The 25,677-nt window shown below is 57.4% G+C and carries 25 protein-coding genes; 11 read left to right on the plus strand and 14 right to left on the minus strand.

The genetic code is table 11. From position 1 onward, the window contains the following. Positions 1-7: 7 nt before the first annotated feature. From J2T58_RS02665 to J2T58_RS02710, 10 genes are read right to left on the minus strand one after another with little or no spacing between them, the layout of a single operon-like run. On the minus strand, positions 8-1,834 hold the full coding sequence (locus tag J2T58_RS02665) for a threonine--tRNA ligase (protein ID WP_253487285.1): 1,827 nt from the start codon (positions 1,832-1,834) through the stop codon (positions 8-10). A gap of 53 nt (positions 1,835-1,887) precedes the next feature. Then, positions 1,888-2,445 carry a dCTP deaminase gene (gene dcd / locus J2T58_RS02670; RefSeq protein ID WP_253487225.1) on the minus strand — a complete coding sequence of 186 codons (558 nt, stop codon included), beginning with the start codon at positions 2,443-2,445 and terminating at the stop codon, positions 1,888-1,890. Positions 2,446-2,461: 16 nt separating this feature from the next. After that, entirely contained in the window at positions 2,462-3,178 is a 717-nt protein-coding gene (locus tag J2T58_RS02675; protein WP_253487226.1) for an RNA methyltransferase, read from the minus strand. A gap of 3 nt (positions 3,179-3,181) precedes the next feature. Continuing rightward, the gene (locus J2T58_RS02680) at positions 3,182-3,862 is read right to left on the minus strand and encodes a phosphoglycerol geranylgeranyltransferase (protein WP_253487227.1); all 681 of its coding nucleotides are present in this window, start codon (positions 3,860-3,862) and stop codon (positions 3,182-3,184) included. Next, positions 3,859-6,654 carry a DNA topoisomerase I gene (locus J2T58_RS02685; RefSeq protein WP_253487228.1) on the minus strand — a complete coding sequence of 932 codons (2,796 nt, stop codon included), beginning with the start codon at positions 6,652-6,654 and terminating at the stop codon, positions 3,859-3,861. Before J2T58_RS02685 ends, J2T58_RS02680 begins: the two co-directional genes overlap by 4 nt. 11 nt (positions 6,655-6,665) lie before the next feature. Beyond that, positions 6,666-8,078 (minus strand): Asp-tRNA(Asn)/Glu-tRNA(Gln) amidotransferase subunit GatB, encoded by a 1,413-nt coding sequence (gatB, locus tag J2T58_RS02690; protein ID WP_253487229.1) that lies wholly within the window; start codon positions 8,076-8,078, stop codon positions 6,666-6,668. After that, positions 8,075-9,373 (minus strand): Asp-tRNA(Asn)/Glu-tRNA(Gln) amidotransferase subunit GatA, encoded by a 1,299-nt coding sequence (gene gatA / locus J2T58_RS02695; RefSeq protein ID WP_253487231.1) that lies wholly within the window; start codon positions 9,371-9,373, stop codon positions 8,075-8,077. The genes gatB and gatA overlap by 4 nt, the downstream gene beginning before the upstream one ends. A 1-nt stretch (position 9,374) precedes the next feature. Beyond that, positions 9,375-9,644: an Asp-tRNA(Asn)/Glu-tRNA(Gln) amidotransferase subunit GatC gene (gatC, locus tag J2T58_RS02700; RefSeq protein ID WP_253487233.1), complete on the minus strand. Its 270-nt coding sequence runs from the start codon at positions 9,642-9,644 to the stop codon at positions 9,375-9,377. Next, positions 9,634-10,650 (minus strand): asparagine synthase C-terminal domain-containing protein, encoded by a 1,017-nt coding sequence (locus tag J2T58_RS02705; protein ID WP_253487236.1) that lies wholly within the window; start codon positions 10,648-10,650, stop codon positions 9,634-9,636. The genes gatC and J2T58_RS02705 overlap by 11 nt, the downstream gene beginning before the upstream one ends. Positions 10,651-10,703: 53 nt before the next feature. Then, on the minus strand, positions 10,704-10,910 hold the full coding sequence (locus tag J2T58_RS02710; protein WP_253487238.1) for a hypothetical protein: 207 nt from the start codon (positions 10,908-10,910) through the stop codon (positions 10,704-10,706). A gap of 168 nt (positions 10,911-11,078) precedes the next feature. Here J2T58_RS02710 and J2T58_RS02715 point away from each other — a divergent pair, with 168 nt between their 5' ends. From J2T58_RS02715 to J2T58_RS02735, 5 genes are all read left to right on the plus strand, one after another. Next, positions 11,079-11,474: a DUF2178 domain-containing protein gene (locus J2T58_RS02715; protein ID WP_253487240.1), complete on the plus strand. Its 396-nt coding sequence runs from the start codon at positions 11,079-11,081 to the stop codon at positions 11,472-11,474. Beyond that, positions 11,467-11,667 carry a helix-turn-helix transcriptional regulator gene (locus J2T58_RS02720; RefSeq protein ID WP_253487242.1) on the plus strand — a complete coding sequence of 67 codons (201 nt, stop codon included), beginning with the start codon at positions 11,467-11,469 and terminating at the stop codon, positions 11,665-11,667. Before J2T58_RS02715 ends, J2T58_RS02720 begins: the two co-directional genes overlap by 8 nt. Before the next feature lie 119 nt (positions 11,668-11,786). Beyond that, positions 11,787-12,455: an ABC transporter ATP-binding protein gene (locus J2T58_RS02725; protein WP_301287444.1), complete on the plus strand. Its 669-nt coding sequence runs from the start codon at positions 11,787-11,789 to the stop codon at positions 12,453-12,455. Continuing rightward, positions 12,452-13,621, plus strand: a complete 1,170-nt coding sequence (locus tag J2T58_RS02730; RefSeq protein ID WP_253487244.1) for an ABC transporter permease — start codon at positions 12,452-12,454, stop codon at positions 13,619-13,621. The genes J2T58_RS02725 and J2T58_RS02730 overlap by 4 nt, the downstream gene beginning before the upstream one ends. 59 nt (positions 13,622-13,680) lie before the next feature. Then, the gene (locus J2T58_RS02735; RefSeq protein WP_253487245.1) at positions 13,681-14,070 is read left to right on the plus strand and encodes a nuclear transport factor 2 family protein; all 390 of its coding nucleotides are present in this window, start codon (positions 13,681-13,683) and stop codon (positions 14,068-14,070) included. Between the two features lie 2 nt (positions 14,071-14,072). Here the strand turns inward: J2T58_RS02735 and purB are convergent, their stop codons facing one another. After that, positions 14,073-15,413 carry an adenylosuccinate lyase gene (gene purB / locus J2T58_RS02740; protein ID WP_253487246.1) on the minus strand — a complete coding sequence of 447 codons (1,341 nt, stop codon included), beginning with the start codon at positions 15,411-15,413 and terminating at the stop codon, positions 14,073-14,075. Between the two features lie 89 nt (positions 15,414-15,502). Here purB and J2T58_RS02745 point away from each other — a divergent pair, with 89 nt between their 5' ends. From J2T58_RS02745 to mobA, 4 genes are all read left to right on the plus strand, one after another. Further along, positions 15,503-16,897 carry a GAF domain-containing sensor histidine kinase gene (locus J2T58_RS02745; protein ID WP_253487247.1) on the plus strand — a complete coding sequence of 465 codons (1,395 nt, stop codon included), beginning with the start codon at positions 15,503-15,505 and terminating at the stop codon, positions 16,895-16,897. 94 nt (positions 16,898-16,991) lie between these two features. Continuing rightward, positions 16,992-18,992 (plus strand): ATP-dependent DNA helicase, encoded by a 2,001-nt coding sequence (locus J2T58_RS02750; RefSeq protein ID WP_253487248.1) that lies wholly within the window; start codon positions 16,992-16,994, stop codon positions 18,990-18,992. Beyond that, positions 18,983-19,447, plus strand: coding sequence for a methylated-DNA--[protein]-cysteine S-methyltransferase (locus J2T58_RS02755; protein WP_253487249.1), 465 nt, complete (start codon positions 18,983-18,985; stop codon positions 19,445-19,447). Before J2T58_RS02750 ends, J2T58_RS02755 begins: the two co-directional genes overlap by 10 nt. A 14-nt stretch (positions 19,448-19,461) precedes the next feature. Then, the gene (gene mobA, locus J2T58_RS02760) at positions 19,462-20,064 is read left to right on the plus strand and encodes a molybdenum cofactor guanylyltransferase (protein ID WP_253487250.1); all 603 of its coding nucleotides are present in this window, start codon (positions 19,462-19,464) and stop codon (positions 20,062-20,064) included. A 2-nt stretch (positions 20,065-20,066) separates the two neighbouring features. Here mobA and J2T58_RS02765 read toward each other — a convergent pair whose 3' ends face one another. Both J2T58_RS02765 and J2T58_RS02770 read right to left on the minus strand, forming a co-directional pair. Continuing rightward, positions 20,067-20,834 carry a dihydroorotate dehydrogenase electron transfer subunit gene (locus tag J2T58_RS02765; RefSeq protein ID WP_253487252.1) on the minus strand — a complete coding sequence of 256 codons (768 nt, stop codon included), beginning with the start codon at positions 20,832-20,834 and terminating at the stop codon, positions 20,067-20,069. After that, positions 20,827-21,714 (minus strand): dihydroorotate dehydrogenase, encoded by an 888-nt coding sequence (locus tag J2T58_RS02770; protein WP_253487253.1) that lies wholly within the window; start codon positions 21,712-21,714, stop codon positions 20,827-20,829. The genes J2T58_RS02765 and J2T58_RS02770 overlap by 8 nt, the downstream gene beginning before the upstream one ends. Before the next feature lie 53 nt (positions 21,715-21,767). Here J2T58_RS02770 and J2T58_RS02775 point away from each other — a divergent pair, with 53 nt between their 5' ends. Beyond that, positions 21,768-22,634 (plus strand): malate dehydrogenase, encoded by an 867-nt coding sequence (locus tag J2T58_RS02775; RefSeq protein WP_253487254.1) that lies wholly within the window; start codon positions 21,768-21,770, stop codon positions 22,632-22,634. Next, complete coding sequence (locus J2T58_RS02780) at positions 22,627-25,029, plus strand: DNA-directed DNA polymerase (protein ID WP_253487255.1); 2,403 nt, start codon at positions 22,627-22,629, stop codon at positions 25,027-25,029. Before J2T58_RS02775 ends, J2T58_RS02780 begins: the two co-directional genes overlap by 8 nt. On the opposite strand, the gene J2T58_RS02785 is transcribed toward J2T58_RS02780, so the two are convergent. Continuing rightward, on the minus strand, positions 25,024-25,668 hold the full coding sequence (locus J2T58_RS02785; RefSeq protein WP_253487256.1) for a small multi-drug export protein: 645 nt from the start codon (positions 25,666-25,668) through the stop codon (positions 25,024-25,026). The genes J2T58_RS02780 and J2T58_RS02785 overlap by 6 nt on opposite strands. Between the last annotated feature and the right edge of the window lie 9 nt (positions 25,669-25,677).

Here is a 25,677-nt window from a genome sequence, read left to right on the forward strand (position 1 = left end):
AAGTGGGTTAGATATATCGCGGCTTCCTTGAGAGGAGGCGCGGGGTATAGAGCGGACGGAATGGTTTGTCAGCAGTCTCGCTGCGAACAAGCGCGATGAGATCCTCTGCCTTCAGCTGCTCCTTATAGGGCTTCTTCGGCCCGGATTTTGACCGGATCGTCACCGTCAAAAGCCCTGACTCCTCTTCCTGGTCGCCAATGACAACAACGAATGGAACCCAGTCCATCCCGGCCTCCCGGATCTTCTTCCCGACCGACTCGTCACGGTCATCGAGGTCGCACCGGAGAGCGGCGGCATTCATCTGTTCCATCAGGACCTGTGCATATCCGATATGCCGCTCCGCAACCGGAAGGATACGGACCTGGGTCGGTGCAAGCCAGACCGGGAATGATGGCACCGCCATCCGGCCTGTCCCTTCAAGCATGGCACAGATGACCCGCTCGATTGATCCCGTCGGTGAGCAGTGGAGGATCGGGGGGTGGATCACCTGGCCCTCGCGGTCATGGTAGGAGATATCAAACCGGTGAGCGCTCTCAACATCGATCTGGACGGTCGGGTTTTCAATTGGTCTGCCCTGGCTGTCGATTGCGGCGAGATCGATCTTGGCAACCCAGTAATGCATCCTCTCCGAGATGATCTCGATGAGGAGTGGCCTGCCGGAGAGGTTCACAACCTTCCGGACCCAGTCTGCATTCTCATCATAGAAGTCACGGGTGCACCGGAATGCCCCCTCAAGCGGGGTCTCAAGATCCTCACCGCTCTTCCACCCCATCATCAGCTGCTCTTCAAAGCAGGAGAGGGCATCTGCCATATCTTTTGTGAGGGTATGCATATCCGGCATCGTGAAGGTACGGAGACGCTTCAGGCCGATCACCTCGCCCTTCTGCTCATGCCGGAAGGAGTACGTCGAGAGCTCGTACATCTTCAAAGGAAGGGTATTTGGGGAGATATGCATATCGTGCATGATCGAGAACATCCCGAAGCATGCGGCAAACCGGAGCATCATATTCCGGTTATTGGATTTAAACCGGTACTGGCGCTCCCCGAATTTGGCGGCATGCGCATAGATGGCGGGATCGCCGAGATCATACATCACCGGGGTCTCAACCGGTGATCCCCCGTAGTCGAGGACGGTATGAAGACAATAATCGGCCAGGAGATCCCGGATCAGTTTCCCGCGGGGGAGCCATCTGAGGTTACCGACATCGGATCTCGCCTCATAATCGACAAGCTCCTTTGCCCGCATCAGTTCGACATGGATGGGGTCGCCGCCGACGGAGCCCCCTGCCCCGGTCTCCCTTGCGACGAGACGGCCGAAGTTTGAGTCATCCATATATCCGCTGATATCCTTCTTCTCACCCTCCGGGGTCAGGACGAACCATTCACGGTTCACCTCTTTCTTTGCAGGTGCATCGGCACCGCCGGGCAGAATCGTCCGCGAGAGCTCAGAGAGGGGATGGCCCTTACAGGAGAGCTTAAAGGATTTATACCAGCCAAACGGTGCCCTCTTCACCTCAATGCTCCCGGAGAGCTCAGTTTCCAGTGCCTTGAGGGCAGCGACCGCCTGATCCGGTGATGCAAGGTCGTTTGAGAGATGGGCATACGGGTAGATCATTACCCGTTCTGCGTTGACCTTCCCGGCAGTGGCCAGGATCTCGGCTGCCGCCTGGGAGACGACATCGCCGGGATCCTCTTCATCGATCGATTCTACGGCACAAAAGGCGGTGATGGCATCATTGAGGGAGTCTTTTCCGATAATCTCCTCTTCAGCCATCGCCGTCTTCTTCTGTGCCTCATACTCAATATAATCCGAATGTATCAGAAGAAGCCGCATGATTGAACCATCCAAATCCTGTACACGTGCGTATTGATAATGTATAAAGTAACTCAGTCCTGCCGCTTATTCGCTGCATACCGGGAGAGGGTCGCCTGCCGCTGGTCCATGTATTTTGCATCCGGTTTCTTATCGTACGGGCATGCCGCGCGTTCTGTCGTGTAGAAGACGAGCTGGCCGATGGGCATCCCGGCATAGACACGGACAGGCCGGACATTCACATTACACATCTCAAGGGTGATCGTCCCCCGGAACCCTGCATCAATCCAGCCCCCGGTCTGATGAAGCTCAACACCGAACCGGGCGATGCTGCTCTTCCCTTCGATGCTTGCAACGATATTATCGGGAAGCCCGATCGTCTCCATCGTCTCTGCGAGGACAAACATACCCGGAGCAATATCAAAATACGGAGCATTCATCTCCTCGGTCTCAGATTCGATACTCGATCTGTCATAGGGGTCGATGACACCGTCTCCGGGCCGATACCAGACGAAATGGTCGCCAAGCCGGATGTCAAGGGAATTTGGCTGAACCAGCCCTGGGTCGTAGGGATCGATCAGGATATGGCCACGATTGACACGATCGATGATCTGCCAGTCAACAAGGATCATTCCTCTTCTTTAGCACTTACTCTGACTTATCGCTTCCTTCCGGATTGTCGAGATGCCACTCTGTCCTCCTCAGGAGGCCATGGAGCGTGCTCGCCTCTCGTGCGGTGAGGAGGGTCCTGCCGAGGAGACGCCGGACAAGGAGCAGGGTTGTTGCCCGTTTCTCCGGGGGATGTTCGATCCGATCCAGAAACGAGCTGATATGATCAAAGAGGCAGTCCATCTCGAGCCGGCTTGCAAGCAGATAATCCCCACGGGGAAGATTGGCGAGCTCATAACAGATGATTCCTATGGCATGGGAGATATTGATGATCGGATACTCCGGCGATGTCGGAATGGTGCAGATGATATCGGATCGCCGCACCTCGTCATTATTCAGTCCCCAGTTCTCCCGGCCAAAGAGGATCGAGACCCGGCCCTCTATCGGGGTGATGATATCACGGATCTCGGTCGGATCATAAAACGGCATCCTCATCGGGTTGGTCACCGACTTACCGAGCGTGCCGGTGGTTGCGATGGTGACGGCGCTTCGGGAGAAGACCTCTTCAAGGCTGATCCGTTCTGCAGATTCGAGAATGTCACGGGCATGAGAGGAGCGGGCGACTGCTTCGTCACCGAGCGGACAGGGGTTTACAAGAACGAGATTCCGAAACCCGAAATTCTTCATCACCCGTGCAGCAAACCCGACGTTCCCCTCATAAAGGGGCTCGACGAGGACGATATCTACCTCTGGCATCTCCTATCGAACCGCCCGGACCGTCGCCTTCAGCGCCTCGATACCAGCCTCATAGACGGCATTGCCGACGACGATGGTATCTGCATACGCACTCATCTCTGCGGCACGCTCTGCATTGTTGATCCCGCCGCCATAGAAGATGCGTGCATCAGAGACACTCTCCGAGACGGCCTTCACAACATTCGGATCCCCGTATGTCCCCGAATACTCGATATAGACCACAGGGAACCTGAAGTACCGGTCGGCGACCGTTGCATATGCTGATACCGCCTCGGCGGAGAGGCTGCAGTCGGATCCGGTCACCTTCGCAACCGATGATGCCGGATTGAGGACGATATAGGCCTCAGGAACAACCCTCTCCCAGTCGATGGCATAGTTCCGGACCCACCGCTGGTGCTGGCCGACGATCCAGAGGGGGTGGGATGCATTCAGAACACTTGGAACAAAGACGAGATCGATCCCCTCAAACCGTGCCCCACAGGGATCTGCCGGTTCGACGACGATCGGCATATCATAATCCCTCACGAGATCATAGAGTTCAGCCTGATTCTCCGGCGTTACATTCAGTGTCCCGGAGAGCATCAGCGCATCGGTTCCGCTTGTTGCGACGATCTCGATTGCATCCTTCTCAAGGTACCTGTCAGGATCTAATTTTGTAATATGAACCCAGTCTTTCCAGCTCATGCAGTTTCCGCCTTCTTCTTCATCTTCGAGATCACATCAGGAGAGATACCCGGTATATCGCCTCTGGCAGCAAGAAGCGTCTCCCTGTTATAGACGCCTGCATCTGCCAGCTTCTGGAGCGTCGCCTCCCCGACACCCGGGAGGTCGGTGAGTTCCTTCTGCCCTTTCTGAAATGCTCCCTTGGTGATCTTCTCCGGAGGTGGCCGGTTATACTGCTCAGAGATGAGTGCGAGGTGTCTGATGACCGTCTCGATCGAGACACCCGATGCAAGAGAGATACCTGCCGGATGCCTGCTCAGGAAGGCTTCAGGGGAGGTGATCCCGGCCTCACGATACTTCTTCAGTGATACGGCAGGAATACCTGTCTCTTTGAGGATACGGGCATCACCTGCCTCTTTTGCAGCCATGGTCACCTCCTGTGCCTCGGTCTCGGAGAGGCCTGCCTTCCTGAGGAGGCCGGGATCCGCCCTGCCGAGTGCCACGATATCACAGACACCCTCCTCGATCAATGCTCTGGCGATCTTCGCCGGGCTCCTTCCTTTTCGGGGAGTGATACTATCACGGATGAACTTCTTCATCTCAGTCCGGAGACGGAGTCTGTTGATGACATCGCCGGCACCCAGAATGATCTCTTCTGCTTTCTGTGCCGATATACCAAGGATTCCGGAGAGTTCAAGGGGAGTTTTTGATGTTATGTCCGTTATCGCATAGAGGTGCTGCTCGTGGAGGGAACGGATGATCGCCTCATCACATCCGGGAATCATGGCGAGCGCCTCTGTATTGGAGGCGATATGAGAGCAGAGGGGGCAGCCGAGATCCCAGGGGCGGGCACCCTTACGGACCAGGCGGATGTGATGTAAGGAGTGGGTCGGGCAGATATCCTTCGTCCTGACTGCGCCCCCCCAGGTCCCCGGCGGGAGGCTCATATTAAATGTGCAGTCAGGATAGTGCATACACCCGATGAACTGGGATGACCCCATCCTCCGGATACGAAGAGAATGGCCACATACCGGGCAGGGGCCGACGATCGACTCCTCGATGGTCATCTCCATGATATCATCGCCGATCAGGGTCTCGTTCTGTTCAAGTTGATCGAAGACCCGATCGAGCATCTCCCGCGACTCGGTGAGGACATCGTCGGATCGCTTCTCCCGGACCTTGATCATGTTCATATGATCCTCAAGGGCGCGTGTCATATCGGGCCGGGTGATGGTGTCAGCATACTGCTCCAGCGTATCGGTGACGGCACGTCCGACAAGGGTTGGACGGAGGGGGTTGCCTTCAACATACTTCCGGCTGATCAGCTTCTGGATCACCTCATGGCGGGTACTCTTCGTCCCCAGACCCAGCTCCTCCATCTTCTGGATCAGCCTGCTCTGGGTATATCTGGCCGGTGGCTGGGTCTCTTTCTCATCGAGATGGACCGCATTGATCGGGAGTGTATCTCCAACAGTAAACTTTGGTAAAATCCGCTCTTTCGCATCGGAGTACTGGTATACAGTCCGATAGCCGGGCTCCACAAGCCGCCCCCCTGTCGCTGTGTACGGCTCGGATCCTGCGGTCATATTCACCTTCAGGGTCTTCCACTTCGCATCAGGGGAGAGGGTGGCAAAGAATCGCCGGACAATGAACTCATAGAGCTTCCAGGCACCCTCCCCTATCTTCTCCGGGCTTCCATACCCGGCGGGGTGGATGGGCGGGTGATCGGTCGTCTCCTTCTTTCCACGGGTCGGTTTTTGCCGCATATTCCCTGTGACCCATCGTCCATCCTCTGCAAAGACCCCTTGTGAGAGATCCGAGACGATGGCATTGAGATTGAGACTTGGGGGATAGACCGTGTTATCGGTCCTCGGATACGAGATGTATCCGTTCATATAGAGGTCTTCAGCAACCCGCATCGCATTCGCCGCTGAGTAGCCCAGTCTCCCGGCGGCGACGATCAGCGATGTCGTATCAAGGGGTGTCGGGGCACGATCGGCCTTCTCCCCCTCGATCACCTCATCGACGGTGAGGGGAGGGAGAGAGCCGGCAACCGCAGCCTCAGCTTCTTCCTTCTCCCTGAACCGGCCATGGGTATGGCGTGCCTCGATCGGGAGCTGATCCTTCTCCGAGTCGAGCCGGACCATCCAGTACGTCTCCGGGACGAAGGCCTCGATCTCCTTCTCACGATCGACGATCATCGCAAGGGTGGGGCTCTGCACCCTCCCGACCGAGAGGATATTGCCGCCACCCCGCTTTGCCGCAATCGAGATGAACCGGGTAAGGGACGCCCCCCAGACGAGATCGACGATCTGCCGGGTCTCACCGGCAGCTGCCAGATGGAAGTCAAGCGGTTTGGTTTCCGCAAAAGCCCGGTGTATCTCATCCGGAGTGATCGCTGAGAAACGCGCCCGATCGATCTCGACGGTTGTATTGACGGCACGCACCAGTTCATATGCCTCCTTTCCGATCAGTTCACCTTCGGTATCATAGTCGGTGGCGATGGTGACAAGGTCGGCTTTTCGTGCCACCTTCTGCAGGATCGAGACGATCTTCTTCTCCGTCGGCCTCTTGATGATCCCGGCATCAATAAGGGTTCGCGGGGGATGGGTGGCACTCCGCCAGTTATCGTACCCGGGTTCAAAATCGACCTCGACGACATGACCCCGGAGCCCGATCACCTTTGTATCGCCGAATTCATAGAGATTCGCAGATCCGTCCTTTTTGGCGGATATCTTTGCTTTTCCTGCCAGTATCTCGGCAATACGCCGGGCGGCAATATTCTTCTCGGCTATGATCAGGTGCACTGCCATACGCTCCCACACTACTCTCTGAGGAGATCCTCAATGATCTCCCGGATCTCTTTTGGATCAGCCTTTCCTCTCGTCGCCTTCATCACCTGGCCAACGAGGAAGTTGATGGCCCCGTTCTTTCCGGCACGATGATCAGAGACGGCTGCATCATTATCGGCAAGGACCGACGCGACGACCTCCCGGAAGGATTCTCCGGACTCCTTTGCCAGTCCGAGACGGGATATGATCGCTTTTGGACTCTCGGGATCTGATCCTTCCATCACCTGGTTGAGGATGAGCCGGAGGATTTCTACGGCTGAGGTATCGGTGATCCGCCCGCTTCCGGCTTCATCAAGGAGCTCCCGGTACTGCTGTACAGGAACGCCGGATACCGGCATATCCCGGTAGTTCAGCTCACCAAGGAGGATATCCGCCGTCCATGGAGCGGCGATATCAGGACTGTCGCCGACGATCTCTTCGAAGAACTCGGCGAGCCGGAGATCACCGGTGAGCGTGCGGGCATGGTTTAGGGATATCCCGTACTGGTTCATGAACCGGTCACGGCGGGCATCGGGAAGTTCGGGAAGCTCGATCGCATCGAGCCAGGGGGTGACCCGCATCAGGGCAAGATCCGGCTCCGGGAAGTACCGGTAATCCTGCTCAAACTCCTTTGAACGGGCTGAGGTGGTAACACCCCGCGCCTCCTGGTAATGCCGGGTCTCCCTGACGATCCGGGCGTTTCTCCGGATCATCCCTTTCTGGCGGGTGATCTCAAAGGTGAGCGCTTTTTCGACTCCTTTGTAGCTGGTGATATTCTTCACCTCAACCCGTTCATACCCTTTGATCGAGATGTTCGCATCGACACGGAGCGATCCCTCCCGTTCTGAGTCATAGATCCCGAGGTACTCAAGCGTTGCCCTGAGTTTGTTCAGGAAACGGCGTGCCTCTTTCGGTGAGGAGAGCTGCGGTTCGGTGACGATCTCAATGAGCGGGATTCCGGATCGGTTATAATCGACGAGGGTATAGCGGCCTCGATCCCCGCTCCCCATATGGACGAGCCGACCGGGATCCTCTTCCATGTGAATCCGCGTCAGTTCAACCCGTTTCTCCCGGCCGTCCTCACCCTCGATATCGACATATCCGCCGAGGGCGAGTGGCTTGTCATACTGGGTGATCTGGTATGCCTTGGCAAGATCCGGATAGAAGTAATTCTTCCGGGCAAACTCCGAGACCTCCGGAACCTCACAATGAAGAGCCTTTGCAACTTTGAGAGCATAGATGACCGCCTGCCGGTTTGTGACCGGCAGCGATCCGGGCAGGCCGAGGCAGATCGGGCAGACATGGGTATTTGGCCCGTCATCCCGGTAATCGGTGGAGCAGCCACAGAAGAGCTTTGTGGCAGTATTCAGCTGACAGTGGATCTCAAGGCCGATGATGACGGTCATGCTGATCCCTCCTCGTATGCAAGGGCGGCAGCAAGGATCTCATCCTCGGCAAAGTGCCTGCCCATCAGCTGCAGACCGACGGGGAGACTGTGGGCCTCTCCGCAGGGTACCGAGATGGCTGGTATACCGGCAAGGTTTGCAGGGACGGTCAGGATATCGGCGAGGTACATCGAGAGGGGATCGGCTTCTTCACCGAGGCGGAAGGCGACGGTCGGCATCGTCGGCCCGGCGATGATATCAACCTCCGCAAAGAGCCTGGCAAAGTCATCCCTTACCATCTGCCGTGCCGCCTGTGCCTTCGCATAGTACTTCCCCTGATACCCGGCAGAGAGGGCGAAGCTCCCGAGCAGAATCCTCCGCCGGACCTCTTCACCAAACCCTGCGCGGCGGATAGCAGAAAAAGCCTCATGCCAGGGCTGGACCATCTCCGGGGCGGTTCCGTACCTGACACCATCATACCGCCCCAGGTTTGAACTCGCCTCGCTCATCGAGGTGACATAGTATGAAGCAAGGGCATACTTCATCGAGGGCATGGTGCAGGGAACGATCTCGGCACCGAGATCGGCGAACTTCTCAATCGCCTGTGTAACCGTTTCAGCAACTGCCGGGTCCACCCCTTCACCAAAGTACTCAGCAGGAACCCCGATCTTCTTTCCGGCGATCACCGGGGTGACGGGGGCCGGGGCAGGTTTGTCGATGCTTGTTCCATCCCGGGGATCGTAGCCTGCTATCACCGAATAGAGGAGTGCGCAGTCCCTGACATTGGCTGCCATCGGTCCGATCTGCTCCATCGAGTTGGCATAGGCGATCAGCCCGTACCTGGAGACACGGCCATAGGTCGGCTTCATCCCGACGATTCCGCAGAAGGAGGCGGGGCAGCGGACTGATCCGCCGGTATCTGTACCGAGCGCCATCCTCACCAGCCCGGATCCGACCGCCGCCGCAGATCCTCCTGAGGAGCCGCCCGGTGCACGGGTCGGATCGACCGGATTCTTCGTCGGGCCAAAGATAGATGATTCGGTGGTGGTTCCCATGCCAAATTCGTCCATATTCGTCTTTCCGACGATCGCCGCCCCGGCTGATTTGAGGAGGGTGATAACATGGGCGTTATATGGTGGAATATAGCCTTTGAGGATCTCTGAGCCGCAGGTCGTCTCAATCCCGGCGGTCGAGATATTGTCCTTGATACCGACAGGAATACCGGAGAGGGGGCCCTCACCATAGGTGATGTTCTCACAGATTTTGATGAAGGCGTTGCATGGGTCCGGGCGATCAAAGATGAAGGTCTTCTCCATCTCAGATCACCCGCGGGGCCCGGATAAACCCGTCTTCCGGATCGGTCGAGTTTCGGAGGACCTCCTCCTGGGACAGCGATTGGACGACAACATCCTCGCGGAATATGTTCGTCTGCCCGACGGGCTCGCCAGTACCACCCTCGACCGAGTCAAGGATATCAAAATATTCAAATATTGCATTGAACTGCCCTGTAAAGAGCTTCAGTTCGGATGCATCCACGCCGACATCTGAGATCACGGCGATATGTGCAACATCCTCTTCAGAAACCATGCTCTGCCTCACCTTCCTGCAACTGATTCATGTACCCTTGTACTGCCCTTTTAAAACCACTTTCCCGTGCGAGATCCCGGATGACCTTCCAGACACCGCTGCCATACTGCATCGCCTTCTTCTCATATGATGCGATATCAGCGGGAAGAAAGGCTCTGGCAGCCGAGCGGAGCGGACTTTTTCGCACCCCTGACTGGATCATCGCATCGATGGGGATCTCCCCGGCGGCGCGCATCACCCGCATATCCAGGTACGGGAGGGAGATCCAGATTCCGAAGAGTCCGGCGACCCCCTGATCCCTTGCCATCTGTCGCGGGAGATCGGCGATATCTGCGGCACGGTCTCTCCCAAGGTCACTGCTCTCAAGATACCTGCTGTATCCGCAGAAGATCTCATCTGCCCCCTGGCCGGAGATGATCCGATCATAGCCGAGGTCCGATGCCGCCCTGCAGAGGAAATATGCAGTCACCGCAATCGACGCATCAACCGGGCTGGTCGAGGGGAGAAGGGGGAGTATGCGTCTGAGTGCGTCCTCCACCTCATCCGGATCGATTGGCATGGGGGTGAAATCTGCTCCGATCACCCGTGCGACATCCCGGGCGCGGGCGAGATCATGAGACCCCTCGATCCCAACCCCGATGCAGGGTCTCTCTGCGATGGCGGCGATGAGGGAGGAGTCGACACCCCCGGAGAGGGCGACAACACTCCCTGGACTGCTCCGTAGTCGGACGGCGGTCTCGATCGCCTTCGCAAGCGGGAGGGGTGATGGGTCCGGGGAGATCCGGCAGATCATCTTCCCATTCTCTTCGAAGATGCCGGGGGGGGAATCACCCGGGACGATGCCGAGGTGATCGCGGAGCCGGTATCTGCCCCAAGTGATGGAGAACTCTCCACCCAGACGGGAGATCCGATCACATCCGCCTGAGATGATCGATCTGATCTCATCCTCTATGAGGACTCTTCCATCATCCTCGACCCATCCACGAATCCGGAGTTCATCACCCATGGCAAATCTATCCGTACACTCTTCACCAGTCAGAGATAAACCTGTGGTTTCGTCTACCCGCGATAGACGACCGACTCGATCTCATCCCTGACCGCATTTCTGATCATCCGTTCGATCTCTTTTGGATCATTCGAGGAGGATCCCTTCCCCCGGAGTTCACGGATGAGGGCATCCATCACCCGTATCCCCTCGCTGAGAGTGGGGGCATACCCGGTTGCGATCTCATAGGCGTCGTCAGCGATTCTCACCACTCTGGACATGGATAGTATATCGGGGCTCATAGAATGTTAATGTTACATTTTGTAACAGGTGTGGGGGACCAATGTTACAATTTGTAACAAAAGGAGGTTGGGGCGTTACAAAATGTAACAGGTACCGATGCATGCTCCGGTATCTATTATTAATCAGGTTACGCATTGAGAATAAAGATGAATCGAATCGTTTCATGGGTGGCTCTCTTCGCCGTTGCAACCGGCATCCTTGCAGGGACATGGGTAGCAATCATGATGGAGAACCTGAGGCTCCTTACCTATCTGCTCCTTGCCCTGGCACTCCTCCTCTTCTGGATCTGGCGACAGATGAATATCATCATCGACGAGCGGCGTGTGCTGATGTACGAGAAGGCGGCGGTCCGGACACTGGAGGTCTCGATCCTGATCCTCTTCCTCTTCTCGGCCTTCCTCCTGGGTGGCGGGTACCTGCAGGACGCACCGGCCCTCATCGATCAGGGCTTTGCCATGATCCAGAATATTCTTCTGATCATCTTCGTCTTCATCATCTTCGGGCTCTATTATTCCAGGAAGTTTGGAGTCTTCGATGAATAACAGAATCAGGATCTACCGGACAGAGCATACCCTGACCCAGGAGGAGCTGGCTGCGGCTCTTGGCGTCACCAGGCAGACGATCCTCGCCATCGAGAAGGGGAAGTATGATCCCTCGCTCGAGCTGGCGTTTAAGATCAGCCGGTACTTCGGAGTTCCAATGGAGGAGATCTTCCTTTTTGAAGGAGAGGTATGATAGTACCCGCTGCACCCAAAGAACCTCCCCGTTCCGATACGACCAACAACCCATATATAACAAAATGTACAATGTACTTTACATTATCATGCTGTCCTGCACCATGAACGGAGAGAAGAATGGAGATCTGTATCCGGCTTGAAGATGTCAAAAGGATCTACCCGATGGAGGCAGGGGATGTCTATGCATTAAACGGTGTCACCCTCGATATCGGTGTGGGGGAATTTGTTGCGATCATGGGTGCATCAGGCTCCGGGAAGACGACCCTCCTCAACCAGATCGGCTGCCTTGATCAACCCACCTCTGGAAACCTCTATATTGAGGGGAAGAATACCCGCGAACTCTCGGATCATGAGCTGACAGATCTCAGGAGGGACGCAATCGGGTTCATCTTCCAGAAGTTCAACCTGATCCCCCTCCTCACCGCATTTGAGAATGTTGAGTATCCGCTCATCCTCAAGACCGGTGCACGGGATAGAACCGGCCGGCCGGCCGAGCTCCTCAGGCTCGTCGGCCTTGACGGAGGGCATATGAAGCATACGCCAAACCAGCTCTCCGGGGGCCAGCAGCAGAGGGTGGCCATCGCACGGGCGCTGGCGAATGATCCACGAATCCTCCTCTGTGACGAGCCGACGGGGAACCTCGACTCAAAGACCGGGCAGCAGATTATGGATCTCCTGACCGATCTGAACAGGGAGGGGAAGACGATCGTCATGGTGACACACTCAGATGAGATTGCCGGCTATGCTGACCGGCTGATCACAATACGCGACGGGGTGATCCAGTGATCAACCTCGGAATGACATTTGAGCTTGCGCAGCGCAATGTCCGCCTCCATCTCTTCCGCTCGATCCTTGCAGCCATCGGGATCATCATCGGTGTTGTTGCAATCACCTCGATGGGCCTCCTCGGGGGGGCACTCGAACAGTCCGTCTCTGATGAACTGATGAATATGGGCAACACCATCATCATCACCCCGGCGGGCCCGTCGGTCGGGGACGAGAGGGCCGGGATCGATGAACGGGATATCAGGCAGATTAAGCTGATCGCGGGAAGAAATCCGACGATCGCCTTTTATAATACATTTGATCAGGTGAAGGTGGGGGACTCACAGGGGTACGCCTCGGTCTACGGCGTTGATCCCGGTGATCTCCCCCCGATCACAACGCTCATCTCCGGCCGGTATGTCTCAGGTACTGAGGGTGTGATGATCGGCCAGACCCTTGCCAGGAATTTTGGTATCAGGGAAGGCAACTTCATCACCGTCGGCATCGGCGCCAGAGAACAGCGGGTCAGGGTCGTCGGCATCCTCGAGAATACCGGCTTCTCAGGAGGAATCCAGACCGATAACGCCATCATCGGATCCGAGCGCTGGTATGAGGGGAAGTATGGGGGCAGAGGAAAATATGATCAGGTTGTAATCACGGTCAATAATCTGGATGATATCGATGGAATCAAGGATGCCATCGACGCCCGCCTGAACAGGCGCGAGGATGTCGTCAATATTATGGACTTCCGGTCCCTCATCTCCTCGATCCAGGAGGCCATCGGACAGATCTCCCTCTTTGTGATGGCAATCGGGGGGATTTCGCTTCTCGTTGCGGCAGTCAGCATCCTCAATGTGATGCTCATCTCGGTGAACGAACGGATCAAGGAGATCGGCATTCTCCGGAGTATCGGGACGCAGAAGGTGGATATCAGCAAGATGTTCCTCTATGAGGCGGCGATCCTCGGCCTCATCGGATCGTTCTTTGGCGGCCTCCTCAGCCTTGCTGGAGGGGGCCTGCTGATTCTGTTGATCATGCAGGATATCAGCTACCTCCTGACGATGCATACCGTCGTCACCGTCATCTACGGCATGATCATCGGGACGGTCATCTGTATCGCGGCAGGGGTCTATCCTGCCCACCGGGCAGCGCAGCTGAACCCGATCGAAGCACTCTCAAACGACTGAATCTTCCACACCAGGGAAGACTCATCTCCCTTTTTCTGCTCGGACGATGATGATCTGCGATGCTCAGTACACAGACGAAAGACCAGATAGACGATCACCTCGACCGGTTCACCGCTGCATGGGAGAGAAGGGATATCCCTGCCATCCTTGAACTCTCTGCCGACGATATCATGGGCTATGGTCCCGGGGAGGGAGAGGTGATCCGGAATAAGAGAGAATTTGACGCTCTTCTCAGGGAGAGGTATGCGGTGGCGGCGTCGTTCTCCCTCAGAAGGGGAGAGAGCACCATAAAAGCAGAGGGTACAATCGCATGGGTGATCGGGGATCTGGTTCTCACCATCGATGGAGACGTCCTTCCATGCCGATTCACCATGGTCCTCCGGGGCACCGGCCACCGGTGGGTGGTGGTGCAGTACCATATCTCCGGGTCTGCACCATCCAGCGATTGATATTATGAAGTAAGCGGGGCGAGTTTCTGGAGCACCAGCTCCACCTGCCGGACCGCAGTCCCGATGTACCGGTCAGGCAGGAGTGCATCCTCGATCTCCGCTTTGGATATGAGGTTTGTCACCTCCGGGACGGCAGAGAGGATCCCGGCAAGCGGCCTCTTCTCCTCAAGTGCCTGCATGCTCGTCGTCCGGATCACCTCATGGGCCTCCTGCCGGTCCATCCCCCGCCGGGTCAGCTCAATCATCACCGATTCAGCGAGGTTGACCCCATGCAGGATATCCAGATTCTTCCGGACATTCTCCTCCCTGATGATCAGCCCGATGAGTGCATCCGTCATCACCTTCAGGCAGTGGTCACAGAGGATCGTCGCCTCGGGGAAGATCACCCGTTCACAGGAGGAGTTGGTCAGATCCCGCTCATCCCAGAGGGTGTTGTTCTGAAGGGCGGGTTCGACGGCTGATCGGATCACCCGGGCAAGCCCCCCGACCTGCTCGCTCTTGATCGGGTTTCTCTTATGCGGCATCGTGCTCGATCCCACCTGCTTTTTGGCAAAAGCCTCCTCAACCTCAGCAATCTCCGTCCGCTGGAGGGAGCGGATCTCTATCCCGATCTTATCAAGGGTGGTTGCGATATTGGCGAGGAGGAAGAAGTATTCTGCATACCGGTCCCGGGCGATGACCTGGTTTGAGACATCCACAGACCCGATACCGAGGTGGCGCATCATCGCTGCCTGGACCTCGATTCCGTCCTCACCGAGGGCCGCCTGGGTCCCGACTGCGCCGGTCATCTGCCCGACGACGACACGGGGCCGGATCTCGCGGAGCCGTATGATATGCCTCCCGACTTCACTTGCCCAGATGGCAAACCGGAGTCCCCAGGTTGTCGGGACACCAATCTGGCCATGGGTTCTTGCCGCACAGACGAGCTCCTTTGTTTTCGCACTCCGTTCCATCAGGACAAGAAGGAGCCGCTGAAGCTTCTCCTCAATACAGTCGAGTGCATCCTTCAGCTGAAGGGCGGTCGCGGTATCGAGGATATCGTTTGAGGTTGCACCATAGTGTACCCAGCGGCCGGCGGGGCCGGCGACCTCGGCAAGCGCCTTGACAACAGCCATCATATCATGGTTGATCTCGGCCTCGATCTCGTTTGCGCGGCGGAGGGATGCCTTCGGAATCGCTGCCTGGATGGCTTCGGCCGCATCTGCAGGAATAAGGCCGATCTCGGCCTCCGCAACCGCAAGTGCTGCCTCGGCACGGATGATCGCGTTGAAACGTGCCTCTTCACTCCAGATACGGCGCATCTCCGGGGTGCCGTACCTGTAATCTATCGGATGGATCGCCATGGGTGTATATATGGGGGTGTGGTGGAATTAAACCGATCCATCCCCGGGAACCGGAGAAGAACTATCTCTTCCGGTTCCGATATATTCTCATGCATTCTTCGCATCTTCCGGTGAAAACCCTGAGAGTGAGCAGGAGCGGAGAGATCCATGCACCGGAGGGGGGAGGGATCCATGATCACCCCCTCTTCACCGGGATCAGCGATCAGATCCTAAGGACAGGAGAGGAAGTGTATCAGACCAGGAACCCGGCAGGGCTCTCCCTTCCATCCGGCCAGATCCTGCTGATCACACCCGGACAGGATGAGGATCTCATCTGGTATATCCTGCCAGCTGCAGATGCCTGTCCGGAGAGGGCAGAGCTGGAAGAGGCATATCAGCAGCTCCGGATCCTGCATGCGGTCGTCGAGTCGGCATCATCAAAACAGACATGCCAGGATATCCTGCATACCTGCCTCTGGGAGACGATCCGGCTCATCGATGTCGACTGCGGTGCGATCTACCTCCGGAGAGATCATTCTGAGAGCATGGAACGGCATGCGATGGCAGGATATATCGAATACTGCTTCGGGAATCAGCCCCGGATTGATGTATCAACACCGCCCTTCTCATCTGTCATGACTGGAAAGAAACCGATCTTCCTTGAAGAATATATGGACCTCGAACATGGAGACGGGGAGCTTGGGGTCTACTCGCTCGCAGTTCTTCCCATCCTCTCCCATGGGGAGGTAATCGGGGTGATCTGCTGTGCGCACAGCAAGCCGCGACGATACTCCCGGCAGGAGGAGGAGATTTTAACATCCATCGGGCGATCGATCGGTGGGGCGGTGCGGCGGGCGATCCTCCAGCAGCAGTACCATGATGCCATGGAGGAGAATACCCTCCTCCTCGATATTATGGAGCATGATATTCGCAATGCCAACATGATCACCGAAGGATATCTCGAGATGCTCGCCGAGGCACCGTCTGAAGAGTACGTCCGGAGGGCACAGGCGGGGATCCGGCAGTCAAACGGGATCATCAGGAATGTCAATACGATCCGACTGATCGGATCATCCGGGACGCGGCTTGGCCCGGTATCCCTTGACGAGGTCATCAGGAGTGAGGAGGGGCTCTTTCCAAAAGCCGGGATCCTATGGGAGAAGAGCGGGATCAGCGTCTATGCCGACGATCTCCTCCCCCGGATCTTCAATAATCTCATCGGCAACAGCCTCAAGTTCGGGGGTGCGGATACCCGGATCACCATCACCGTCAGGCCGGATGGTGATCGGGTCTGTATCACCGTCCGGGACGACGGGCCCGGCATCCCCCCGGATCTCAGGCCGATCCTCTTCTCACGATATACTCATGGTGACGAGCGGCGGAGCGGATCGGGCCTTGGTCTCTATATCGTCCGCCAGCTGGTACGCCGGTATGGAGGGGAGATTTCAGTCATCGATCAGGATGTCGGGGCGGGCATCTCATTCTGGCTTCGGAGGGTGAAGTAACTTTCACCACGCGGTCGCCATCCCTTTATAATCTCCGGATAAAAATGATCCAGAACCAACTGGTATTTTGTACTATACATTATGAGGTCTCCAAATGAGTGATATTAACGACTGGTTTCCCTATCCGACGTACCGTCCCAATCAGGAGGAGATGCTCAGCGCCGCTGCGGGGACCGCACGCCAGGGTGGGGTCCTCTTAATCGATGCACCGACTGGAAGTGGCAAATCGAGTGTCGTCTCCGCACTCCTTGCCGAATCGGGTGGAAAGACGATCCTTGTCGCCGTCAGGACGATCAGCCAGCTGAATATCTTCATCAGGGAGCTTGAACTGATCCGAAAGAAGAAGAAGGCGGGCCTGAAGTTCACCTACTTAATTGGAAAGAGGGGGATGTGCCCGCTCGGCGGCCTCGGGGATGTCTACCGGCGCTGCGAAGGGGTGAAGGCATTTACCCATGCACTGATGCGTGAACGGGCGGTGAAAGGCTCCCTTGTGCCGGCACAGGATCCCGAGATCATCAAACAGATCAAGCGGCAGGATCGGGACAATCCCCTCATCTGCCCCTACTTTGTGAAGAGCCGGGTCTTCCTTGAGGGGGATGAGGGGCTCAGGCTCGTCCCGTCCCAGGAGATCAGAAAGAGGGCAGAGAAGGCCGCAAGCTCTGTGGTGAACCCCGAAGATCTCCATAAGTATGCAGGGGCCCTCTGCCCGTATGATATGATGATCACCTCGGCAAAGAACGCCGATGTCGTCATTATAAACTATCATCATCTCTTCAACGATGATATCAGGGAACAGCTCCTCGTCTCACTAAATGTCGAGCCAAAAGACCTGATCATCCTCGTTGATGAGGCGCATAATGTCGGGGATGTCGTCCAGGGGATCCAGAGTATCTCACTGGATGAACGCGACATCCAGCAGGCCTCCCATGAACTCTCATCACTGAAGACGCAGGTGAAGGGGGTGGAGGCGGTCCGGCATGTTCTCCCGAGGATCCGTGACTTTATGGACGGACTCCGCCGCTCCACCGAGATCGAGGACTGGTTCGATCCTGCCATCTTTGACCGGATACTGACCAAAGGCTCCCTCTACCCTTCGATGGCCGCGATTGTTGAGGATATCATCGCCATCAGCGATGCCATCCGCGAGAAGAGCCTCCAGAATGCAGACTATCGGGAGTCTGCCATCGAGCGGCTCTGCGAGTTCCTCTTCCGGATACACTGCTCGGCGACCGATCCCGCCTACCTGACCCTCTTCAGGAAGGACGATGAATCGATCATCCTTGAGGTGAGGAATATTGATCCGGCAGGAAAGCTCCAGGAGATCGCAACCGAACACCATGCCCTCCTCTTCATCAGCGGAACACTCTCCCCGCTTGAGAGTTTCAGGCAGTATTACTTTGCGGATCTTCCAGTCATTACCCTCTCGATCCCAAACGCCTTCCCAAAGAAGAACCGGCTTCTCCTTGCATCCGAGGATATCACGACCGCCTACCGGATGCGGCAGGATAGGGGGAATATCGACCGGACCGTCAGGATGATCACCGCATTTTCAGGCCATCCCGGCAATCTCGCCGTCTACTTCCCCTCATACCAGATCATGACCGACTACGCCGCCCGCTGCAGGCAGATGAAGAAGAAGGTCTTCATCGAGCCGCGTGAGGCATCCGAGGCGAACGAACTGCTGGCAGAGTTCCTCAGCCTCCCGAAGAAGAAGAAGTCCGGGATACTCTTTGCCGTATGCGGCGGCAAGTGGAGCGAGGGGCTTGATTACCGGGGCGATCTCCTGGCAGGCGCGATGGTCGTCGGCCTCCCGCTCGCCCCGTATACCCAGGTCCGGGCGATGGCGATCCAGTACTTCAAACGGAAGTTCGGAAAGGAAGGAGAGTTCATCGCCTATACCCTCCCCGCCATCAATAAGGCGACGCAGGCACTCGGGAGGGTGCTCCGGACACCGGAGGATCATGGCCTCCTCATCCTTGGAGACAGCCGGTTTCTGGAAGAAGATGTAAAGGCAGGACTCCCGCCATGGATACAGCAGGAGATGAAGCCGGTGACGGCAGATACTGCGGAGGGGATCATTACACGATGGCGATAAGAGAGGGGAGCGGACGGTTCGGCCTCTGGCCGGTATCGGTTGCCTGGGATGGAACCTCTATTCACCGGGTCTGGTTTGGAGGATCCGGCGGGACGGACCCGATACCGCAGGAGATCACCGGATACCTCGCCGGCAGAAGGACGGATCTCTCCCACTTCTCCTCCCCGGCAGAGGAGGGGGACGGGGTCTCTGCCCGGATCTACCGGATCGTCAGGGAGATCCCGTACGGGGAGACGAGGACATACGGGGAGGTCGCAGCATCTGCCGGGACGCATGCCCGTGTCGTCGGGGGGGCTCTCTCGAGGAACCCGACCCCCATCATCATCCCCTGCCACCGGGTCGTCGGCAAAAAGGATATCGGCGGGTTTACCCCTGAGAGAGCGATAAAAAGAGAGCTTCTCGATCTCGAGGCACGGGCGGTACGAAAAGGCAGCCTTAACAGCAGGCAGTCCTAATACAAAGGAGCGATATGCGAGAGGGGAGAACGGCTCTGATCCTCGTCGGGGGCGAGGCCCGGCGATCAGGGGGGAAGGAGAAGTACTTCTTCAGTTACAAAGGGAGATCCTTCATCTCCCATCTTGTCGAGACGCTCTCAACGGTCGTCGATGAGATCATCATCGTCGCCCGGGACAGCGATCAATGTCAGCGCTTCTTGGATATCCCGGGCATCAAAACCGTTGCCGATGATATTCGGGGGATCGGCCCTCTCGGCGGGGTCGGAGCCGGAGTTGGGGCGGCGAGCCATGATCAGATCTTTATCACCGCCTGCGATATGCCCTGTATCAGATCTGATATTGTCAGATACCTTTTTGATGAACTCCATGATGCGGAGGCGGCAGTCCCATGCTGGAGTGAGGATATGTTTGAGCCGCTACATGCCGTCTATCGAAGAGAACCTCTCCTGCACTACCTGGCCTCACCATCATCCCACTCTCTCCGTGCGATGGTGAGGGGGCTGCATACCCGGTTCGTCCCGGTGGATAAGCTCCGGGCAATCGACCCGGATCTCGTCACCTTCACAAATATCAACGATCTCACCGAGCTTGAGGCGATCAACGGCTCCCTCTCCTGAAATCAGGGCCTCTTTCTTCTTCCGCTCGCATCCCGTGAGTAGACCCCGAACTCCGAGTCAAGAATCTGATCTCCGGTGAAGACAGGGCCGTCCTTGCATACCCGGAGCCCCGCCGGATCGATGGAGCAGGATCCACAGACCCCGACACCACACTTCATGTACCGGTGCAGCGAGAACTGGCCACGACCTGCAATCCCTGCTGCTATAAGCCGATCAAGGATCCCTTTCATCATCATCTCGGGTCCGCAGACGCAGATGGTATCATAGGAGGAGAGATCGATCTCCTCGTCAATGATCCCGGTGACAAAGCCATGATACCCGGCGGTTCCGTCATCGGTTGCTATCCTGAGATCCGCACAGGCGGCAAGAGGGGTGGCGAAGGTGAGTTCCGCTGCGGTCCGTGCACCAAGGATGAAGGTTTCAACCACCCCTGCCTCTGCGAGGGGAAGGAGCGGGGCGACACCAACACCGCCGGCGATGGCAAGGACCCGCCCCTCTGGTGAGAAGCCGTTGCCGAAGGGTCCCCGGATCCCAAGCTTGTCGCCGACCGCAAACGAGGTGAGGGCGGCGGTCGCCTCACCAACCCGCTGGACGGTGATGGTATCCGGGGATGAGAACCCCATCGGGACCTCATCGACCCCCGGCACCCAGACCATGCAGAACTGGCCCGGCCGGATAGTAAAGGGGTGATCGAACCGGATCGTCCGGATCGTCGGGGTCTCGTCGATGACCCCGGTCACCGTCACCACAACCGGCATCCCGTCATGCATGGGCGCACCCCACAATCTCATCTGCGGGAAGGCCGTCATCCCCGTACAGCGAGTCTGCGATCTGCTCAAAGATGGTGATATCATCGTAGACGGCACTTCCTATCTGGACAGCAGAGGCGCCTGCCATCATCATCTCGATGACATCCTCTGCCGAACCGATGCCGCCGCAGCCGATGATCGGGAGCGAGCAGGCGTTATAGAGATCATAGACGCAGCGGAGCGCGATGGGGAAGATCATCGGGCCGGAGATGCCGCCGAACCGGTTCCCAAGGACGGGGCGCCGGAGATCGATCGATATCCGCATCCCCCTGACCGTATTGACAGCAACGATGGCCGATGCTCCGCCCTCTTCTGCGGCACGGCCGATGGCGCCGATATCGGTGACATTTGGCGTCAGTTTCACCCACGTCGGGAGGCCGTAAGCCGCCACCTCCTCGGTACATGCCCTGACAATAGCGGGGTCCGCACCGATGGCGGCGCCGTACCCCTCGGCATGCGGGCAGGAGAGGTTCAGTTCAAATCCAACCGCGGTATCCGCAAACCAGGATGCAACCTCACCGAACTCCTGCGGGGTGCCGCCGAAGATGCTGATGATGACGGGGTCATCCCGGAGATGGGTGATCTCATCGATGTACTCCCTGGAGGGGTTTGGAAGGCCCATCGCATTGAGGAGGCCGCCGTTGAGCGGGATGAGGCAGGGGCCGGGATGCCCCTCCTTTGGTTCCGGGCCGATCGACTTGGTGACGACTCCCCCGGCACCGGACCCAAGCATCCGCCCAAGTGATGCCCCGGTCGTCCCGAGTACCCCGGCTGCAAGGATGAGATGGTTATGAAGGGTGATCCCGCCGATATCGACGGGACCTTTCTGAAGCGTGATCATCACTCTGAAATTGGTTCTGTTTAATAATGAGCATACCCCATAGTACCTCTGTTATGACGAGTCTCGCAGTGCTTGGTGTTGGCCGTATCGGGGGAGAATGTGCCTTTGCGGCATCTGCTCTTGGGATCATTGACGAACTGATCCTCGCAGATGTCTATGAGCCGCTCCTCCGCGCCCAGACCCTCGATCTCTCCCACACCCCACTGGATATACCGATCACAACCGACCGCTCCCGTATCAGGGAGGCTGATCTCTGCATCTTTGCGGCGGGCTCGCCCAGAAACCCGTCGGTGAAGACCAGGGCAGATCTCTTCGACGCCAACCTGCCGGTGGCAGAGGCCTGTATGAAGCACCTTGATGGCTTCACCGGGACGCTCATCGTCGTCTCCAATCCGATGGACGTCTTCACCTACTACTTCCAGAAAGAACTCGGGATCCCGCGGGAGCGGTGCATCGGATTTGGCGGACAGCTCGACTCCCGGAGGTTTGAGGTCGCACTCCGGAGCCGGGGAATCCAAGGAGACGGATGGGTGATCGGGGAGCATGGGGAACACCAGGTCCCCCTCTTCTCAAAGATAGGGATCCCTGTTCCAGATACTGAACGAGAGGCGATCCTCACAGAACTCCGGGGAGCAAGCATGGCTGTCATTCAGGGGAAAGGGGGGACGGCCTTTGGACCTGCGCTGCATATCACCGATCTCACCAGGATGCTCACCGGGGAGAAGGATGCGACGATCACCTGCTCGCTTGCCCTTGATGGTGAATACGGCTTCTCCGGATGCGCAATGGGGGTGCCTGCCCGGATCTCCCGAAACGGCGCAGAGGTGATCGGAGACTGGGAACTGGATGCATGGGAGGAGGAACAGCTCCAGCAGGCAGGCGGGTTCCTGCAGTCCCTCTGCCGGAGGCTTGATGCCTGACCACGAGATCGCCGTCATCCAGGTCGAGTACAGTACTGCACCTGGCGGTCCCCTGATCCATATCTTCGGGCGGGATTGGGACAGGAACCCTGTTGCCGTCGAGGTGAGCGGGTTCCGGCCGTACTTCTATGTGCCGGTCGATGAGGCACGCCGGGAACACCCTGATACCATCGAGGTTTCGGATATCAGGTCAGAGACGATCAAGGGGGAGGAGGTTGTACGCCTCTACACCGCCCGCCCAACAGATGTCCGTGAGGTCCGTGAGCGGTACCACCATTATGAGGCGGACATCCCCTTTGCCACCCGGTTCATGATCGACTGCGGGGTGACGGGGGGGGTGATCGTCCCGGGTACAACCGTTGATTACAGGGAGGTACGGCCTGCCGCAGTCGATGCCCCGGCCCGTGTCTGCTTCCTTGATATTGAGTGTGATGACTCGGATGGCTTCCCCGAGGCTGAGAAGCAGCCACTCTTCTGCATCACCTGCCACGACTCCTTTGATCAGAGGTACACCACCTTCCTCGTCTCATCCGGGGATGCGGAGACGGATCACCGGAGAGAGATGGCAAACGGTGGGTATCCAAACGGCTGCTTCACCGAGGGGATGCATACCATCTGCTCATATCCGGATGAGCGGTCGATGCTCGCCGCCTTCATCTCCCATATCCGGGATACAAATCCTGATATCATCAGCGGCTGGAATGTCCTCGACTTCGATGTTCCGTATATCATGAAACGGATCTCGGTCCTCGGCCTCGATCCAACGGATCTCTCACGCCTCCCCGGCCATACTGAGCGAAACGCCATCCGGGGGAGGGTCATCTTCGACCTCCTCCAGGCATACAAGAAGATGCAGGGGTCGCAGAAGGAGTCATACCGGCTCGATGCAATCGCAGAGGAGGAGCTGGGTGAACGCAAGGTCAGGTACACCGGGACGGTCTATGATCTCTGGAAGAAGGATCCGGTCAAGCTGATCGAGTACAATTATAAGGATGTCGAGCTCTGCGTCGGGATCGATGAGAAGAATACCATCATCCGGTTCTACCAGGAGATCGCACGGTATGTCGGCTGCCCCCTTGACCGGACACTCAACTCCTCAAATGTCATCGATATCTTCATCCTGAGGAAGGCGGCCGGCCAGTTCGTACTGCCATCGAAGGGAAACGCGGTTGCTGACGAGTTTGAGGGTGCGACGGTCTTTGCCCCCGCAAGCGGGCTTCGGGAGAATGTCATCGTCCTTGATCTGAAGTCCCTGTACCCGATGGCGATGATGACCCTCAACGCCTCCCCGGAGACGAAGGATCCAAAGGGGGAGATCCGGGCGCCAAACGGGATCCGGTTCAAACGATCCCCGGACGGCCTGACCCGGAGTATCATCTCCGAGCTGCTTCTGGAACGGGATGAGAAGAAGAGGATCAGAAATACTCATCCCTATGGCTCTGATGAGTATATCCTCTATGATCTCCAGCAGAATGTCCTGAAGGTGATCATGAACACCTACTATGGTGTCTCCGGATACTCCCGGTTCAGGCTCTATGATCGCGAGATCGGATCAGCCGTCACCTCGGTCGGGAGGGCGATCATCCAGCATACCCGGGATGTTATCGCCGGGATGGGATATCTCGTCCTCTACGGCGATACCGACTCCTGCTTTGTCCAGCTCCCGGAGAGCGATATGGCAACGACGGACAGGATCGCACGGGAGATTGAGGATGCCCTGAATATCAGTTTTGGATCCTTCTCCCGCGAGGTCCTCGGGGCAGAGACCCATTACTTCTCGATCAAGTTCGAGAAGGTGTACCGCCGGTTCTTCCAGGCAGGGAAGAAGAAACGGTATGCTGGCCATCTCGTCTGGAAGGAAGGGGCGGATGTCGATCAGATCGATATCGTCGGCTTTGAGATGCGGCGGTCAGACTCACCCCAGATCACAAAGATCGTCCAGAGGACGGTCATCGAGATGATCCTCCGTGGGGAGGGGTTCGATGCGGTGAAGGAGTATCTTGGAGAGGTGATCCGGCACTACCGGGCCGGGCGGTGTTCCCTTGAGGATGCCGGGATCCCCGGCGGCATCGGGAAGCATCTCGATGACTATGATACCAGGGATGCCCAGATCCGGGGTGCGATCTACTCAAATACCTACCTGAAGACCGATTTTAAGAAGGGGAGCAAGCCAAAGCGGGTCTATATCAGGAATGTGACGAGCACGTACCCAAAGACCGATGTCCTCTGTTTTGAATATGCAGACCAGGTCCCCCCCGAGTTTGTCATCGACTGGGAGACGATGCTTGAGAAGACGGTGAAGGGGCCGATATCCCGGATCCTTGAGGGGCTCGGCTGGGAGTGGTCGGATATCGATCCATCCAACACAACACTTGCGATGTTTGGGATCTCATAATCTCCTTCTTCTGATCGCCCGGAGGGAGAGATAGCCGGCGATCATGATGCCTGCAAGAATTATGATGATGGCGATCCCAAGGACGATATTGCCGATGAGGAGCAGCCGCAGGGCATCGGATCCGAGTGCCATCCCAAAGGAGCCCGCCAGGGATCCGATGACAATGATCAGAAAGACCCGCCAGGGATCGATGCCAAGGAACCTCCCGATCACCGATCCCATCAAAGCCCCGGCGCCCTGTATCGGGAGGGTGACATAGAGGAGGAGGGCGGCTTCGGTGAATCGTTCCAGCCAGGGGTGTGTACCGAGGATATCCTCGATCCGCTGGATGACCCGCTCCACAAACGGGCCGAGTCGGGGGAGGGAGAAGAGGTATCCGAAGTTCCATGCCATGAAGAGGGCGCCGAGGATGTCAAGGAGCCAGATGGTGAGTCCTGCATACCACCAGGGAAATCCAAGGGCGATGGCCATCGGGATGATCCATCGGCCGACCGGGGAGAGGATGTAGGTGATGATGATCGAGAGGAGCGCGACGAAGAGGACCGGGGGGAGGAGGAGGGAAGAGACTGCTATATAGATGAGAAGAAGAATAAACGGCAGGATCACCCTGATGATCTCATATTCGTCGGCTCTTTCCACAGTATCAGG

The organism is Methanocalculus alkaliphilus (assembly GCF_024170505.1).
Lineage (GTDB): Archaea > Halobacteriota > Methanomicrobia > Methanomicrobiales > Methanocorpusculaceae > Methanocalculus > Methanocalculus alkaliphilus.

Excerpts from the sequence above, each read along its gene's own strand:
- J2T58_RS02665 (WP_253487285.1), bottom strand. The coding sequence starts at position 1,834 with ATGCGGCTTCTTCTGATACATTCGGATTATATTGAGTATGAGGCACAG.
- dcd (WP_253487225.1), bottom strand. The coding sequence starts at position 2,445 with ATGATCCTTGTTGACTGGCAGATCATCGATCGTGTCAATCGTGGCCAT.
- J2T58_RS02675 (WP_253487226.1), bottom strand. The coding sequence starts at position 3,178 with ATGCCAGAGGTAGATATCGTCCTCGTCGAGCCCCTTTATGAGGGGAAC.
- J2T58_RS02680 (WP_253487227.1), bottom strand. The coding sequence starts at position 3,862 with ATGAGCTGGAAAGACTGGGTTCATATTACAAAATTAGATCCTGACAGG.
- J2T58_RS02685 (WP_253487228.1), bottom strand. The coding sequence starts at position 6,654 with ATGGCAGTGCACCTGATCATAGCCGAGAAGAATATTGCCGCCCGGCGT.
- gatB (WP_253487229.1), bottom strand. The coding sequence starts at position 8,078 with ATGACCGTCATCATCGGCCTTGAGATCCACTGTCAGCTGAATACTGCC.
- gatA (WP_253487231.1), bottom strand. The coding sequence starts at position 9,373 with ATGGAGAAGACCTTCATCTTTGATCGCCCGGACCCATGCAACGCCTTC.
- gatC (WP_253487233.1), bottom strand. The coding sequence starts at position 9,644 with ATGGTTTCTGAAGAGGATGTTGCACATATCGCCGTGATCTCAGATGTC.
- J2T58_RS02705 (WP_253487236.1), bottom strand. The coding sequence starts at position 10,650 with ATGGGTGATGAACTCCGGATTCGTGGATGGGTCGAGGATGATGGAAGA.
- J2T58_RS02710 (WP_253487238.1), bottom strand. The coding sequence starts at position 10,910 with ATGTCCAGAGTGGTGAGAATCGCTGACGACGCCTATGAGATCGCAACC.
- J2T58_RS02715 (WP_253487240.1), top strand. The coding sequence starts at position 11,079 with ATGAATCGAATCGTTTCATGGGTGGCTCTCTTCGCCGTTGCAACCGGC.
- J2T58_RS02720 (WP_253487242.1), top strand. The coding sequence starts at position 11,467 with ATGAATAACAGAATCAGGATCTACCGGACAGAGCATACCCTGACCCAG.
- J2T58_RS02725 (WP_301287444.1), top strand. The coding sequence starts at position 11,787 with ATGGAGATCTGTATCCGGCTTGAAGATGTCAAAAGGATCTACCCGATG.
- J2T58_RS02735 (WP_253487245.1), top strand. The coding sequence starts at position 13,681 with ATGCTCAGTACACAGACGAAAGACCAGATAGACGATCACCTCGACCGG.
- purB (WP_253487246.1), bottom strand. The coding sequence starts at position 15,413 with ATGGCGATCCATCCGATAGATTACAGGTACGGCACCCCGGAGATGCGC.
- J2T58_RS02745 (WP_253487247.1), top strand. The coding sequence starts at position 15,503 with ATGCATTCTTCGCATCTTCCGGTGAAAACCCTGAGAGTGAGCAGGAGC.
- J2T58_RS02750 (WP_253487248.1), top strand. The coding sequence starts at position 16,992 with ATGAGTGATATTAACGACTGGTTTCCCTATCCGACGTACCGTCCCAAT.
- J2T58_RS02755 (WP_253487249.1), top strand. The coding sequence starts at position 18,983 with ATGGCGATAAGAGAGGGGAGCGGACGGTTCGGCCTCTGGCCGGTATCG.
- mobA (WP_253487250.1), top strand. The coding sequence starts at position 19,462 with ATGCGAGAGGGGAGAACGGCTCTGATCCTCGTCGGGGGCGAGGCCCGG.
- J2T58_RS02765 (WP_253487252.1), bottom strand. The coding sequence starts at position 20,834 with ATGCATGACGGGATGCCGGTTGTGGTGACGGTGACCGGGGTCATCGAC.
- J2T58_RS02770 (WP_253487253.1), bottom strand. The coding sequence starts at position 21,714 with ATGATCACGCTTCAGAAAGGTCCCGTCGATATCGGCGGGATCACCCTT.
- J2T58_RS02775 (WP_253487254.1), top strand. The coding sequence starts at position 21,768 with ATGACGAGTCTCGCAGTGCTTGGTGTTGGCCGTATCGGGGGAGAATGT.
- J2T58_RS02780 (WP_253487255.1), top strand. The coding sequence starts at position 22,627 with ATGCCTGACCACGAGATCGCCGTCATCCAGGTCGAGTACAGTACTGCA.